This window comes from Ochrovirga pacifica (assembly GCF_000220525.1).
Taxonomy (GTDB): Bacteria; Bacteroidota; Bacteroidia; order Flavobacteriales; family Flavobacteriaceae; genus Ochrovirga; species Ochrovirga pacifica.
Window position 1 is genome coordinate 65,492 of the sequence record NZ_AFPK01000036.1, and the last position, 15,580, is coordinate 81,071.

Genomic DNA, 15,580 nt, shown 5'->3' on the forward strand with positions numbered 1-15,580 from the left:
GGAACTATTATGGATAAATATCATGTAGGACCAGGAAAAGTTTACGAAATAGTTAACAAAATAAAACCTGAATTTGACTTAAGAAGATTAAGAGCAGGTAAAAACTATACCATTCTAAAAAGTAAAGATTCTACAGAACAAGCCAAAGTATTTATTTATCAGCAAGACTTAATTCACTATGCAATTGTAGATTTTAAAGACTCTATTTTTACCAAAAAAGTAGAAAAAGAAGTAACTGTAAAATTGCAAAAGGCTTCCGGAATTATAGAAAGTTCACTCTCTCAAACCTTAGACGATATGCATGTTAGTCCTATTGTAGCTAATGATTTATCAGAAATTTATGCATGGACTATAGACTTCTTTAGATTGCAAAAAAACGATCGTTTTAAAATTGTCTACGAACAAAAATTTATAGAAGACAGTATTCCCGCAGGAATTGGTAGAATTCGATCGGCTTTGTTTGAACATTCTGGAACTCCCTTTTATGCTTTTAAATACGTACCCGATAGCATTACTGGTATAGAGGAATATTTTGATGATAAAGCCAACAATTTAAGAAGAGCATTTTTAAAAGCTCCTTTAAAATTTAGTCGTATTTCTTCTCGCTATAATTTACGAAGAAAAATTGCCTTTTATGGTAGAGTTAAACCTCATTTAGGAACCGATTTTGCAGCTCCCATAGGAAGTCCAATTATGAGTACTGCCAACGGACAGGTAATAGAATCTAAATACAGAGGCGGTAACGGGAATTACGTAAAAATTAGACACAACGCTACCTATACCACACAATACCTACATATGAAAAAAAGAAAAGTAAAAGTAGGAGACTATGTAAAACAAGGAGATATAATAGGTTGGGTAGGTATGACAGGAAATACATCAGGACCTCATGTTTGTTATCGCTTTTGGAAAAATGGAAGGCAAGTAGATCCTTTAAAAGAAAAATTACCCGAAGCCGAACCTTTGCCAAAAAAAATTCAAGAACAATATTTAGTCGATATCCAACCATTAAAACAAGAATTGGATGCTATTCCATATCAAACCAAAAATTAACATATGTCTTTAAAAAACATCAACCCTACAAAAACAAATGCTTGGAAAAAATTAGCTGAGCATTTTGAAGCAACAAAAAATTTAGAGTTAAAAGAATTGTTTGCTACGGATGCAGAGCGAAACCACAAATTTAGCATTGCTCTGGACGATTTTAAATTGAATTTTGCAAAAAACAGAATCAACAATGAAACCCTAGGTTTGTTAGTAGATCTAGCTAAAGAAACTGAGCTAGCAGATGCCATTGATAAGTATTTTGGAGGAGCCACAATTAATGCTACCGAAGGAAGAGCTGTATTGCATACTGCCCTAAGAAACAATAGTGGAAATGCTGTAGTAGTAGATGGTGAAGATGTAATGCTAGAAATAAAAGAAACCAATAAAAAAATTAAAAATTTTACCGAAAAAGTAATTTCTGGAAACTGGAAAGGTTACACGGGTAAAGAAATTACCACAATTGTAAATATTGGTATTGGAGGTTCTGACTTAGGACCTGATATGGTTGTTAAAGGCTTGGAATATTACAAGAATAATTTAACCACACATTTTGTTTCTAATATTGATGGAGATCATGTTTCTGAAGTAATTAAAAAATTAGATCCAGAAACTACGTTGTTTGTAATTGTATCAAAAACATTTACTACACAAGAAACTATTGGAAATGCAACCACTATTAAAGAATGGTTCTTAGAAACTGCTTCTGAAGCAGATGTTGCCAAGCATTTTGTGGCTGTTTCTACCAATCTAGAAGCGGTGGCTAACTTTGGTATCGACTCTGAAAACGTATTTCCAATGTGGAGTTGGGTAGGTGGACGTTTCTCTTTATGGTCTGCTGTTGGGTTGTCTATTGCTTTGTCTGTTGGATATGAAAACTATGCTGATTTGCTAAACGGAGCTTATCAAATGGACGAGCATTTTAAAACGGCTGATTTTGATAAGAACATACCTGTCGTTTTAGCTTTGTTGAGCATTTGGTATAACAACTTCTACGGAGCAGAAAGTGAAGCAATTTTACCATACACTCAATACCTAAACACCTTACCTGCATACCTACAACAAGCATTTATGGAAAGTAATGGTAAGTCTATAGATAGAGATGGAAACGAAGTAGATTACCAAACAGGAACCATTATTTGGGGAGCTGCAGGAACCAACATGCAACATGCATTTATGCAATTGGTACATCAAGGAACTAAATTAATTCCGTGTGACTTTATTGGTTTTGAAGAATCATTATATGGAAAAGAAGATCATCACAAAAAGCTGATGGCAAATTTTTACGGACAACAAGATGCTTTGTGTTTTGGTAAAACTAAAGAAGAAGTATTAGAAAGCGGTGTAGCTGCAGATGCTATAGAATTGCCTTTTAAAGTCTTTACAGGTAACAGACCTAGTAACTGTATTACAGCTACAAAATTAAGTCCTAATAGCCTAGGAAAAATCATAGCCATGTATGAACATAAGATTTTTGTACAAGGAATTATCTGGAACATTTTTAGTTTTGATCAATTTGGTGTAGAGCTAGGAAAAGAAATGGCTAAAAAGCTTTTAAAATAAAAAAAGATTTCCCTATTTTATAAAGGCCTAATAATCAAATATTAGGCTTTTTTTGGCACTTATCTTGATAGTAAACAAATGTTAACCAAATACATTTTACATCATGAAAATCAAGAAAAATCCAAAAGCAAATTTAGAACATTATAGCGGTGTTTTTACCTTATTAGGGCTTGTTCTAACCTTATTTATTAGCTATGTTGTTCTAGAACACAAAAGTTATGCAGCCATTAAACACCCAGATGTTTACAAACCCACAATGTATGACGAACAAGAAACTATAACTTATGTTCATTTGCCAAAACCAAAAATACAAGCACCTAAAGTACAAGAAACTTTATCCGAACCCAAAATAGACTTGATAAAAGAACCTGTTGCAAAGCCAGATGCAAACAACTTTAACAAAACAGAAAATGAAAACTTAATTCAAGAAACTCCCCTTACCCCTAGTAATGAAAACACGAGTAAAATTGATCAAAGTTCTATTATTTATGATAAAGAAGAAGAAGCATTGGTTGAAGAAACCATTCACTATGTAGCAGTTCAAAATGTTCCTGTTTTTCCTGGATGTGAAAAGTACAAAGATGATAAAAAAAAGTCCATGCAATGTTTTAGCAAAGGAGTTTCTAAATTTTTTAACAAAAACTTTGATACTGAAATTGCAAACGATTTAAACTTACAAGGTGTTCAAAATATTGGTTGTGTGTTTGTTATAGACACAAATGGACAAATAAAACCTGACGTAAAAACATCTAAAACACATCCTGAATTGGCTAAAGAAATTAAAAGTATTTTAAAGAAATTACCCAAAATGCAACCTGCTAAACAAAATGGAAAAGCAGTAAATATGATGTATTCTTTACCTATTCGATTTAGATTAGAATAATTTTCAAAAAAAATCCATCTTAGTTTAACCAAGATGGATTTTTAATATTTTAACAAGATACTTGTTATGCTTCTAAAGCTGCAATACCTGGTAATGTTTTCCCTTCCATATATTCTAACAAGGCACCACCTCCTGTAGATACATAAGAAACATCATCTCCAAAACCTAAGTTGTTGATTGCTGCTGCAGAATCTCCACCTCCAATTAAAGAGAAAGCTCCATTTTCTGTAGCAGCTTTTACAGCCTTAGCTACTTCAATAGTTCCTGTTGCGTATAATGGAATTTCAGAAACCCCCATTGGTCCATTCCATATCACGGTCTTAGATTCTGTAATAATCTTAGAGAACTTCTCAATAGTTTGAGGTCCAATATCAAATCCTTCCCATCCATCAGGAATTTGTCCTCTTAATACTACTTGCGTATTTGCATCGTTAGAGAAATCATCTCCTAATAAGTTATCAATTGGGAATACTAATTCTACACCTTTATCTTTTGCTTTTTGTTCTAATTCTAAAACATAATCTAGTAAATCATCCTGACATAAAGAGTTACCTATAGTTCCTCCTTCTGCTTTGGCAAAGGTATAAGACATTCCACCACCAATGATAATGGTATCAGCAACATCTAATAATTTTTCTATGATTAAAATTTTATCAGAAACTTTAGCACCTCCCATGATAGCAGTTACAGGCTTGTCTCCTCCTTTTAATACTCTGTCGGCATTCACTAATTCAGCCTCAATTACAAATCCAGCAAATTTGTCTTCAAAATGCTTTGCTACAATTGTAGTAGAAGCGTGTGCACGGTGAGCTGTACCAAAGGCATCGTTTACATATACATCTCCTAATTTAGCTAACTGAGCTGCAAATTCTTCGTCTCCTTTGGTTTCTTCTGCAAAGAAACGTACGTTTTCTAATAATAAAACTTGTCCTGGTTCTAAAGCAGCAACAGCAGCTTCTGCATCTGCACCAACAGTTGCTCCTGCAAATTTAACTTCTACTCCTAAAATTTCTGAAGTTGTTTTAACAATGTGTCTTAAAGAAAATTTATCTTCTACTCCTTTAGGACGTCCTAAATGAGACATTAAAACAGCAGAACCACCATCTTCTAGTATTTTAATAATAGTAGGCTTGGCTGCCTTTAATCTTGTTGTATCGGTTACGTTAAAATCTGCATCCAATGGTACGTTAAAATCAACCCTTACTAAGGCTTTTTTATCCTTGAAATTAAAATCTTTAATGGTTTTCATTTCTTATTAATGTTAAAATTTATTAACAAATATAATTTAATTACCCATAAACTTATCACTGAAAAAAAAAAGCTACTAAAACGTTTTTTGTACATCAATAAAAGTAGTTTTAAAAGTCTAAAAAATAGCTTTGTTACTTTTTTAATAAAAAAACTGCCTTTTTAGAAGCAGTTTTTTTATTAAATTAATTTACTCTTTTATAAATTTTACTGTTTTAAAGTTGTTAATCGAAATCACTTTCATGTAATAAATTCCTGCAGGTAGATTTTCTAAATTAACTATACTATTTAATGAATTTTCTTGTCTTCTTATTAATTCTTTTCCTATACTATTATAAACAATTATTTTTTTAATGAATTCTTGACTATTTATATTTAAATGTGTTTTGACTGGATTAGGACTGTATGTAAATTTTAATTCATTTTTATTAGAACTTAACGAAGCTCCATTAAGGCTAACGTTATCAAGAGCTAAATAATCAGATGCTCCATTTTGATAAGCTCCAAACCTTAGTCTTACATAATTATGACCAGATGGTATATTGTAAGTGAATTCTTGCCATGTATTTCCTACTGAAGAAAGGTTAGAACCACTTGGGTTAGGTACAATATCTACGTGTACATCTGGAGATGTCCAGTCAGAACCATTGTTATATGATAATTCATAAAAGAAAAAATCACTTGAATCATATCCTTCAAATTCACACATAAATGAAAGTGTTACTGCATTTCCTTGAATATTAACGGTATCAAAAGTTAAGTAATGATCTGGGGTTGTATCGCCTGTTTGGCTTTCTGAATATGGATTATCTAAGTCTCTACCTACCCAGTAATTACTTCCTTCAAAAGGTCCTCCTAGTGAACCAATAGGAGTAGAAAATGTAGTCCATAAATCAGTATCGGAATTAAGATTATAAGCAGGAATATTTGATGAATAATTCCAAGTATCCGAAGCCGAAGATTCAAAACCTTGAAATGCTAATTGAGCATTTGCAGTTAATGAGAAAACTGAAAGTAAGCATAAGATAATTTTTTTCATTTTTAATATTTGTTAACGATTTATAATAATCCCGCAATATATGATTTATTTGGAATATACTATGGACCGTATTTTAAATCAATTTCTATTACTCCGTTTCCTCCTCTCATCCCCCAATGTCCTGCTTGATTTCCCAATAGCACTCTAACATTTTTAACTTCCATTGGCATTACTCCAGAAATATCGTTTACTACAATACCATCTATAACCAACAAAGCATGGATATCTGCAAAAATAGAGTTCTCACCTCTTGCGTTTAATAAAACTTGAGTCGTTCCATCCAAATCCATCAATTTTGCTCCTGGATATTTGTATTGTATAATATCGTAAATAGAAGGCAACGTTTCTAAAAAATTATTTTGTGCTCTTTTGTATTCTAGTGCATGTTTTAATATTTTTTTTGCAACATGCAAAGATTTGGTAGCTTTGGTAAAAGATCTTTTGCTATTCTCATCATAATACATGTTTACAGTTAAATCCTTTTCTAAAGGAAGTTCTACAGTTCTTTTTTCTTTAAAAAAACCATCCGCATAAAAATGTAACTCATCTTTATCTTTTATACGAATTTGAAACCGACCTAGACTATCCGTAAATACTACATTTTTAGTTTTTCCAGATTTTATTTTTACTTGGTTTAGTGGATATTCTTTAAAAGTAACTACCGTTCCTTTTATTGTTTTAGTTTGACCAAATAATACGGCACTAAAAAAAAGCTGTAAAATAATTAAGTATTTGAATTTCATGACTTTAATTTTATTAAAAATACAAAAAATATTGCATTCTGAAAGCGGTTAGATTTGTCTCTTAGCAATGTAAAAAAACTTATCTTTGAGCATGCTTTTTAACAATATTATTGGTCAGGAACATCTTATCAATCATCTTAAAAAAACTGTTGATTCGGGTAGAATTGCTCACGCTCAACTGTTTGTTGGAAAAGAAGGTGTAGGTACTTTGGCTACTGCTATAGCTTATGCATCGTACATTTTATGTAATGTAGACGAGAAGTGTAGTTTAAGAGTTAAAAACTTTCAACACCCTGATCTCCATTTTGCTTTTCCTACAGCAGTTAATGATAAAATTAAAAAACATCCTGTCAGTACTCTTTTTTACGAAGAATGGAGAAATTTTATTACCAAAAAACCTTACGGAAGCTTATTTGATTGGTATCAATATATTGGTATAGAAAACAAACAAGGACAAATTGGAGTTGATGAAGCCGAAGAAATTGTAAAAAAATTAAAGCTAAAATCTTTTGAAGGGGGCTATAAAATTATGATTATTTGGATGGCAGAAAAAATGAATGTAGCTGCCAGCAACAAATTGTTAAAACTAATAGAAGAACCTCCAAAAAAAACAATTTTCCTACTAGTAGTAGAACAAAAAGAACTGTTGATTAATACTATTTTGTCTAGATGTCAACTACTAGATTTTCCTTTGTTAAGTGAACAAAACATAGCTGATACATTAATAGAAAAAGAGAATTCTTATCCTGCCGAAGCATTAAAAATTGCTCATCAATCTGAGGGTAATTATAGAAAAGCCTTGCAATTAATAAAGCAAGAAGGGAATGATTTAGAGTTTGAACAACTTTTTATTATCTGGGTTCGTGCTGCTTTTAAAGCCAAAGGAAATGCAAGCGTTATTCAAGATTTAATATCATGGTCCGATACCATTGCTAGTTTTGGAAGAGAAAAACAAAAACAATTTTTAGATTTTTGTTTGCAATTTTTTAGACAAGCCATGCTTTTAAATTATGGTGCAAAAGACTTGGTGTTTTTTGAACCTAGAACTAAAGGATTTGCGTTAGATAAATTTGCCCCTTTTATACATGGTGCTAATATTACCGAAATAACACAAGAACTTAACGATGCAAATTATCATATAGAACGTAATGGTAATGCCAAATTAATTTTACTAGACACTTCTATAAAACTGACAAGATTGCTACACAAAAAAGAGCAATAAAATACTTTTTTACTGTTTTTTGTGTAAAATCAGTTTTTTTTAGGCTCTAGAGTAAAAAATAACTAATTTTGTACCTATTAATTTAATTTTAGCAAATCTACTTATTATTAGCTTTTAAAAGCATTTATACAACTTTTGTTTTTTTTCATAGTAAAAACAAGTTTTCCCTGTAATAACCCACCCAAATTATTACGGGGATTTTTTTTGAATTGACATGAATACATACATCCTTTTATTTTTATTAATTTCTTTTGGTTACTCTTTATATGAAAAATTAAAAGATAAAAAAGGATACACCATATTTTTAGAAAATCATCTCAAACAAAAAAAGTGGTCAAGCTTATTTTGGTGGTTATTAGTTTTAATCAACTCTTCTGTTTTTATTTTTTTGAGTATTGGTATTTTTCAAGTTTTTTTACAACAAAATTTTTTACCCTTAAAGTGTATTTACGAATACAATGCTGTGGCTATAATAGTTTTACTTTTTGGTCAGAGAATGGCAGGAGATTATCAAGGAGCAGCAAATTTGGGAATTTACTTTTTGATAGTAATTTTTGGAGAGTATATAAATTCCTTGTCATAAAAACAATCATAATAATAATTTATAGTAAATTATTATTCTATTGAAAACGTCTTTAAAAAAATAGCCTTTTAAATTCGATTTAAGAGACTTTTAGATTTTAACAACCCAATTGTATATTATTATTATTTTAAAAGCAATAAAGGGTTAATTATTCGTTTTTCATGTTTTTAAGCAAATAGATTAGAGAGGAATACTCTCCTGTTCTTTTGGCAGCCTTGTTTGATTTGATTCCATTGATAAAAGCTTTAAAAAAATTCTTTTTGCCTGTTTTATATTCTTCACTTAATAACGATACGTAAAACGCATCAAATTTCATTGGCAATGTTTTTACTACTTTTAACAATTCTGTAGAAAATAATCTATGTATAGCTGTTTGTGAAAAATGCCATAAATGTCTAGGTACATCAAAAGCAGCCCAAAATTCTTTATAATGTTCCGCATCGTAACTTTTATAGTTTGGAACGGCAATTATCAAAACTCCATCAGGTTTTAACAGTTGTTTTAGTCTGTAAATATATTTATCCAAATCGTGCACATGCTCTAAAACGTGCCAAAGAGTAATAACATCAAACTGATAAGGATTTACATTTTCTTCTTTATAAGTTGCATCAAACTTTAAAACTTCTTTTTCTACATTTTTAGTTTCATGTTCGGTATGATGATAGAGTTTGGTGTGTTTGTAACTTTTTTTATAGTCTAAATTATTTTCTTTACTTGCGTATTCATCTTCAAAAAAAGCATGGATATCAGAATATAAATATGTGTTTTTATTTAATTTATCTTCTGCTTTTTTTCTGGCTTTTAAACTTGGTTCTATCCCTGTAACCTTCCATCCATTTTGTTGGCAAATAGCTAAAAAATCACCCGTTCCACAACCTATATCTAGCAATGTTTTGTTTTCTACTGGAAATGAATTGAGCAATTGTAACTTTTTATTTAACGTATATTTTTTTACCCAACTGTAAATATATTCAGTAACATTTTTTTTTCGATCTGTATGAGAAATATATGCTTCGCTTTGATAATATTTTTCTAAATCTCCTTTTTTAGGCCTAGGATTGGTAATTAATAAATCAATCCTATCATCCAAAATCAATTCAAATGTTTCTTTCGAAACAGCAAAGTCTTTTGTTTTTAAATACGATTCTAAAGCCATTATTTTATCTGAATTTTAGGTCCTAAAAATTTAGGTTGTATATTAAATAATAGATCTACAAAAACTTTGGTTCTTGCCAAATACTCTCGCAAATATACTTTAAAGCCGTATTTTTTGCTGACATCTTTTGCATTAAATCCTACAGTTTGTATTCCGTTTAAAGAAGCAATATATACAGCTCTCTTATTATGAAATTCTTGGGAAATAATGGTAAATGAATTTTGTCCAAAAACTTTTTGTGCTCTAATAACTGAATCTAAAGTTCTAAATCCGGCATAATCTAAAATTATTTTTTTTGATGGAATTCCTTTTTTGATAAGCTCATTTTTAAAGTCTATAGGTTCGTTGTAATATTTTGTAGCATTGTCTCCACTTACCAAAATAAAATCTATTTTACCGTGTTTATAAAGCTCTAAAACTGCTTGTATTCTGTATTTAAAATACAAATTAATAGTACCATTTTTTTGTTTTTTAGAAGTTCCTAAAACCATTCCTACTTTATTTTTAGGAATAGATATTACATCATTATAAACCTTATTTTCTGTTTTAAATTCAATAATATAAAAAGGAATTATAATTACTAACACAAAAAACAACAAAGCTATTATTGCTAATTTCTTTTTCATTTACATATAAATAACGGTGTGCTTATAAAACGCAATTAGAGCAATTTTATTTACTTTCTAGACCATATTCTCCAGACAAAGAATTTACAGCTCTTTTTTTTGGTATAAAGAATTTAGAAATAAATAAGATATAATCCATCAATATATTGTTTTGAGAATATTTAAAAAATTTGGTTTGTGTTCTTTTAGATCGTTGATAGTTTAATAGGAATCTTTTTTTCCATTCTGTTTCGTAATCATGCAAATGTTTTAAATTTTTATTTGCTATCGTTTTATGAATTGCTTTACTTGCCATAATTGCTGCTTCAAAAATAAATTTATACCCCTCTCCTACAATCGGATTTACTTGCGAAACACTATCGCCAACACATACTAAATTGTAATGAATAAATTTATCTAGTACAGGAGTAATAGGAATACTGCCTCCTTCTATTATATCATTATCTTTAGTTACTATTTTTTTTATTGAGGAAAGTTCTAATATTTGATGTAATCTACTTTTTAAATCTTTCACAATTTTTTCATCAAAAGTTCCGAAACCTATAATTGCTCTTTTGTCTTTTAAAGGAAAAATCCAACCGTAACCACCTTGATAATCTTTACCCATTAAAAGATGTAATTCTGTTACTTTTCCTTTGTATTTTACATTATACTCTACTCCTGTAGCTAGTTCTGTTTTCTTATTTATTAAACCAACTTTTTTGCTCAAAACACCTGCAGTTCCAGAAGCATCAACAAAAATATCTGCATAAAATTCTTTTCCTTTTTTATCAGTAATGGCAATTACTTTTCCTGTTTCATTTTTCTTAAGGTTAGTAATATTTGTATGGGTTAAAAAAGTTACATAATTAGTATCGATACTTTCAATTAATTCTTCATGAACTTTTTTTTTATCTAACACAAATAAATTGGTTTTTAATTTACTCTTAACCCGTTTTGAGTGAAAACATATCGTATCAATATCTTGTGCTACTACATTTCTAGTCAATCCAAACTGATCTAAATTGATAAAACTTCCTAAGGTATTGAAAGAAAAATTAAGCAAATCTTTCTTTCTATCGAGCACCAAAGTCTTTACTCTGAATTTTCCTAATTCTCTTGCCAACATCAACCCTGCAGTTCCTGCACCTACAATAATAACGTTGTATTTTTCCTCCATTTTTATTAAAATTTACAGGCAATATAGAGTAAAAATTAAGAATAGTTTTCATCTTAAACCAAAAAAAAGAGACTGTATTTACAATCTCTTTTTTTTTCTTAAACACAACTTGTTCCACGTGGAACAAGTTGTGTTTTCTACAATTATTTAATAGTATTACTAGCTATATAAAAGTTAATTATCTTCCCATATAGACCAATAGCACTGAAACATCCGACGGAGATACTCCACTAATTCTGCTAGCTTGTGATATGGTTACTGGCTGAATCTTGGTTAATTTTTGCTGTGCTTCTATAGAAAGTGATTTTACTTTGTAATAATCGAAGTTTTTTGGAATAGATATATTTTCTAAGCGTTGTAACTTATCAGCATTATTTTTTTCTTTTTCTATATACCCTGCATATTTAACTTTTACCTCTGCTTGTTCTAAAATTTCATTATCAATTTCATGTTCTTTTATAAAATCTGCTACACCAGGAAACATTAAAACATCATTAAAATCTATCTGAGGACGAGAAGCTATTTTATACATTTTCATAGATTGTGTTATCAAAGCAGAACCTTTAGCTTCTAAAATAGGATTTACATCATTTGGTTTAATACTGGTTTCTTCTAAAAATTGAACTAACAAATCTGATTTTTTCACCTTTTCTTTTACACGTTCTAATCGTTCATCAGATGCCAAACCAATAGCATTGGCAATAGGTGTTAAACGTATATCTGCATTGTCTTGACGTAATAAAGTCCTATATTCTGCTCTAGAAGTAAACATTCTGTAAGGCTCTTCTGTTCCTTTTGTAATTAAATCGTCTATTAAAACACCAATATAAGCTTCATCTCTTTTTAGAATAAAAGGGGGTTTAGATTGTACTTTTAAAGCAGCATTGATACCAGCCATTAATCCTTGAGAAGCTGCTTCTTCATATCCAGTAGTACCGTTTATTTGACCAGCAAAAAATAAATTTTCTACTAATTTAGTTTCTAAAGTATGTGTTAATTGTGTTGGTGGAAAATAATCATATTCTATAGCATAACCATATCTTAAAAATTTTACATTCTCGAAACCTGCAACTTTTCGTAAAGCTTTGTCCTGAATATCTTCGGGCAATGATGTAGAAAAGCCATTTACATAAATCTCAACCGTATTCCATCCTTCAGGTTCTACAAAAATTTGATGTCTATCTTTAGTAGCAAAACGATCAATTTTATCTTCAATAGAAGGACAATATCTTGGACCTGTAGATTGAATTCTACCATTAAACATTGGAGAACGATCAAAACCTGAACGCAACAAATCATGCACTTCTTGAGAGGTGTAACTCATGTAACAAGAGCGTTGTTCTGTTAGTGGTTTGGTTGTTTTTAAATAAGAGAACTTTTCAGGATTTTCATCTCCGGGTTGTTCTATCATTTTAGAAAAATCTAAAGAACGAGCATCTACTCTTGGAGGTGTTCCTGTTTTCATTCTTCCTGCTTCAAAACCAACTTTAACCAAATCTTCAGTAATTCCTGTAGAAGCACTTTCACCAGAACGTCCTCCACCAAAAGATTTTTCTCCTATATGAATTAAACCGTTTAAAAAAGTACCAGCAGTAATAATTACTGAATTTGCTTTAATTTCAAAACCTAAACCTGTTTTAACTCCTTTAATTTTACCGTCTTCTATTATCAATCCTTTGATCATATCTTGGTAAAAATCTAAGTTTTGGGTTTGTTCCAACATGATTCTCCATTCTTCTGCAAAACGCATACGATCAGATTGTGCACGTGGACTCCACATTGCTGGTCCTTTTGATTTGTTTAACATCTTAAACTGAATAGCTGTCTTATCAGTTACTATACCACTATAACCACCTAAGGCATCAATTTCTCTAACTATTTGTCCTTTTGCAATACCTCCCATAGCAGGGTTACAACTCATTTGTGCAATATTTTGCAAACTCATGGTTACCAATAAAGTTTTAGCTCCCATATTTGCTGCTGCAGCTGCTGCCTCTGAACCTGCATGACCACCACCAACAACAATTACATCATATGTTTCTGTAAATAAGCTCATTTTTGTATAAGTTTATCAAGTTATAAGCGCAATAATGTAAAAAGTGTTTTAGCTTGTAAATAATTACAAATCATTAAAACAAACAGAACAACATTCTTGACCTTAAAACTTCGTTTATAGTTCCACGTGGAACATTCTTAATTATTCTAATATTTTTAAATAAAAATCTTCTTTAGCTCTCATTATTTTAGCCTCATTATTGCTTTTATCTTTATAACCGCAATAATGTAAAATGCCATGAATAATTACTCTTGATAATTCATCATCGAAAGCTTGTTTAAGATCTTTAGCGTTTTCTTTTACACGTTCTACAGAAATAAATACATCACCAGAAATTAACTTTCCCATAGTATAATCAAAGCTAATAATATCAGTTAAAGTATCGTGATTTAAAAATTCTACATTTAATTTATGTAAGTATTTGTCGTCACAAAAAATATAATTAATATCCCCTTCTTCACAGTTCTCAGCTGTTATAGTTTTAGATATCCATTGTGTGTATTTTTCTTCATTAACTAATTCAAAATCAGTTTCGTAATTAAAAACAATCATCTCAAAAATTTAGTTTGGCAAAGGTACTAAAAAGGATCATACCTTGAAACACAATAAAATGAGCTATTTTAACTAAAAAAATAAAGGATAAATTATATTTGCAACAGAATTGGAAATTCAATAATTCAGATATTAAAAGATTCAATTTTAATTATTAAATCATTTAACTAATTATGAGCGTACGTGTAAGATTTGCACCAAGTCCCACTGGACCTTTACATATGGGAGGAGTTAGAACAGCATTGTTTAATTATTTATTTGCCAAAAAAAATAAAGGAACATTTGTATTAAGAATTGAAGATACAGACCAAACAAGATATGTATCTAATGCAGAAAAATACATTGTAGACTCTTTAGATTGGTGTGGAATTTCTTTTGATGAAGGACCAGGAAAAAATGAAAAATTTGGTCCTTATAGACAATCTGAAAGAAAAGATATTTATAAAAAATATGCAGATGCTTTAGTAGCAAGTGGTCAAGCGTATTATGCTTTTGATACATCAGAAGAATTGGATGCTTTAAGAAAAGAAGCCGAAGAAAATAAAACAGTTTTTATCTATAATAGTGTTTCACGTGGAACGTTGAATAATTCCATCAAACTGAGTGATGATGAAGTGAAGGCTAAATTGAAATCTGGAGATAAATATGTAATTAGATTTAAAACTCCTGTTGATCAAAAACTGATTTTGGATGATATGATTCGTGGTGAAATTGTAATTGATACGAATACCTTAGATGATAAAATTTTATTTAAATCTGATGGGATGCCTACTTATCATTTGGCTAACATAGTGGATGATCATTTAATGAAAATTACACATGTAATACGTGGAGAAGAATGGTTGCCATCACTTCCACTACACTCCCTACTATATGAAGCTTTTGGATGGATTCAACCAAAATTTGCACACCTACCATTGATATTAAAACCAGTAGGTAAAGGTAAGTTAAGTAAACGTGATGGAGACAAGCTTGGGTTTCCTGTTTTTCCATTAAACTACACTAATGATAAAACTAAAGAAATTACAAAAGGATATAAAGAAGAAGGTTATTTTAATGAAGCATTTGTAAACATGTTGGCTTTTTTAGGATGGAATCCAGGTACGGAAAAAGAACTATTTTCTTTAGAAGAATTGATTCATGAATTTAGTATTGAAAAGGTATCAAAGTCAGGAGCTAAATTTAGTCCTGAAAAAACAAATTGGTTCAATCAACAATATATGCAGTTAAAAAGTGATGAAGAAATAGCCGAATACTATATCAATGAAAATAAAGAGAAACTAAACAAATTTGATAAAGAATATATTATCAAGGTAGTTTCATTAGTAAAAGAAAGAGCTGTTTTTACAAAAGATTTATGGGATTTATCAAACTACTTTTTTGAAGCCCCATCGAATTACGATCCTAAAGCATCAAAAAAACAATGGAAAGAAGATACTAATGAAATAATGCTTCAAGTATTAGAAATAATTAAAGAAACAGAAACTTTTAAAAGCTTGGAAATAGAAACTAACATTAAAAGCTTTTTAAAAGAGAATGAATTAGGATTTGGTAAAGTAATGCCTCCATTAAGATTGGCAATTGTAGGAGAAATGAAAGGTCCTCACCTATTTGATATTATTGAAATGATTGGTAAAGAAAATACTTTGAAAAGAATTGAAAATGCAATACAAACGCTGAGTTAAAACACAGCAAAAAAATTGTAA

At 30.1% G+C, this 15,580-nt stretch carries 13 protein-coding genes; 5 read left to right on the forward strand and 8 right to left on the reverse strand.

Features of this window, described 5'->3' with window-relative positions:
• Nucleotides 1-9: 9 nt before the first annotated feature.
• From FS85_RS0107285 to FS85_RS16110, 3 genes are all read left to right on the forward strand, one after another.
• On the forward strand, nt 10-1,053 hold the full coding sequence (locus tag FS85_RS0107285) for a peptidoglycan DD-metalloendopeptidase family protein (protein WP_139062176.1): 1,044 nt from the start codon (nt 10-12) through the stop codon (nt 1,051-1,053).
• 3 nt (nt 1,054-1,056) lie between these two features.
• Nucleotides 1,057-2,607, forward strand: coding sequence for a glucose-6-phosphate isomerase (pgi, locus tag FS85_RS0107290; RefSeq protein ID WP_010135485.1), 1,551 nt, complete (start codon nt 1,057-1,059; stop codon nt 2,605-2,607).
• A gap of 103 nt (nt 2,608-2,710) precedes the next feature.
• A complete protein-coding gene (locus FS85_RS16110) occupies nt 2,711-3,490 on the forward strand; it encodes an energy transducer TonB (protein ID WP_010135486.1) in 780 nt (259 codons plus the stop codon).
• Nucleotides 3,491-3,554: 64 nt separating this feature from the next.
• On the opposite strand, the gene FS85_RS0107300 is transcribed toward FS85_RS16110, so the two are convergent.
• From FS85_RS0107300 to FS85_RS0107315, 3 genes are all read right to left on the reverse strand, one after another.
• Nucleotides 3,555-4,739: a phosphoglycerate kinase gene (locus FS85_RS0107300; protein WP_010135487.1), complete on the reverse strand. Its 1,185-nt coding sequence runs from the start codon at nt 4,737-4,739 to the stop codon at nt 3,555-3,557.
• Nucleotides 4,740-4,928: 189 nt separating this feature from the next.
• Nucleotides 4,929-5,777 (reverse strand): T9SS type A sorting domain-containing protein, encoded by an 849-nt coding sequence (locus FS85_RS0107310; protein WP_010135488.1) that lies wholly within the window; start codon nt 5,775-5,777, stop codon nt 4,929-4,931.
• 59 nt (nt 5,778-5,836) lie between these two features.
• Entirely contained in the window at nt 5,837-6,520 is a 684-nt protein-coding gene (locus tag FS85_RS0107315) for a TonB-dependent receptor (RefSeq protein ID WP_010135489.1), read from the reverse strand.
• Between the two features lie 91 nt (nt 6,521-6,611).
• Between FS85_RS0107315 and FS85_RS0107320 the strand changes: the two genes are divergently transcribed.
• Nucleotides 6,612-7,742 carry a DNA polymerase III subunit gene (locus FS85_RS0107320; RefSeq protein WP_010135490.1) on the forward strand — a complete coding sequence of 377 codons (1,131 nt, stop codon included), beginning with the start codon at nt 6,612-6,614 and terminating at the stop codon, nt 7,740-7,742.
• 731 nt (nt 7,743-8,473) lie between these two features.
• Here FS85_RS0107320 and FS85_RS0107330 read toward each other — a convergent pair.
• The 5 genes from FS85_RS0107330 to ybeY all read right to left on the reverse strand — a co-directional run bounded on the left by FS85_RS0107330 (nt 8,474) and on the right by ybeY (nt 13,874).
• Nucleotides 8,474-9,481 carry a class I SAM-dependent methyltransferase gene (locus FS85_RS0107330; RefSeq protein ID WP_010135492.1) on the reverse strand — a complete coding sequence of 336 codons (1,008 nt, stop codon included), beginning with the start codon at nt 9,479-9,481 and terminating at the stop codon, nt 8,474-8,476.
• Nucleotides 9,481-10,107 (reverse strand): SanA/YdcF family protein, encoded by a 627-nt coding sequence (locus tag FS85_RS0107335; protein WP_010135494.1) that lies wholly within the window; start codon nt 10,105-10,107, stop codon nt 9,481-9,483. The genes FS85_RS0107330 and FS85_RS0107335 overlap by 1 nt, the downstream gene beginning before the upstream one ends.
• 46 nt (nt 10,108-10,153) lie before the next feature.
• Nucleotides 10,154-11,266 carry a tryptophan 7-halogenase gene (locus FS85_RS0107340; protein ID WP_010135496.1) on the reverse strand — a complete coding sequence of 371 codons (1,113 nt, stop codon included), beginning with the start codon at nt 11,264-11,266 and terminating at the stop codon, nt 10,154-10,156.
• Between the two features lie 178 nt (nt 11,267-11,444).
• Nucleotides 11,445-13,322: a tRNA uridine-5-carboxymethylaminomethyl(34) synthesis enzyme MnmG gene (gene mnmG / locus FS85_RS0107345; protein ID WP_010135497.1), complete on the reverse strand. Its 1,878-nt coding sequence runs from the start codon at nt 13,320-13,322 to the stop codon at nt 11,445-11,447.
• A gap of 141 nt (nt 13,323-13,463) precedes the next feature.
• Nucleotides 13,464-13,874, reverse strand: coding sequence for an rRNA maturation RNase YbeY (gene ybeY / locus FS85_RS0107350; protein ID WP_010135498.1), 411 nt, complete (start codon nt 13,872-13,874; stop codon nt 13,464-13,466).
• Nucleotides 13,875-14,047: 173 nt separating this feature from the next.
• On the opposite strand from ybeY, the gene gltX reads away from it, so the two are divergent.
• On the forward strand, nt 14,048-15,559 hold the full coding sequence (gltX, locus tag FS85_RS0107355) for a glutamate--tRNA ligase (RefSeq protein WP_010135499.1): 1,512 nt from the start codon (nt 14,048-14,050) through the stop codon (nt 15,557-15,559).
• Nucleotides 15,560-15,580: the final 21 nt, after the last annotated feature.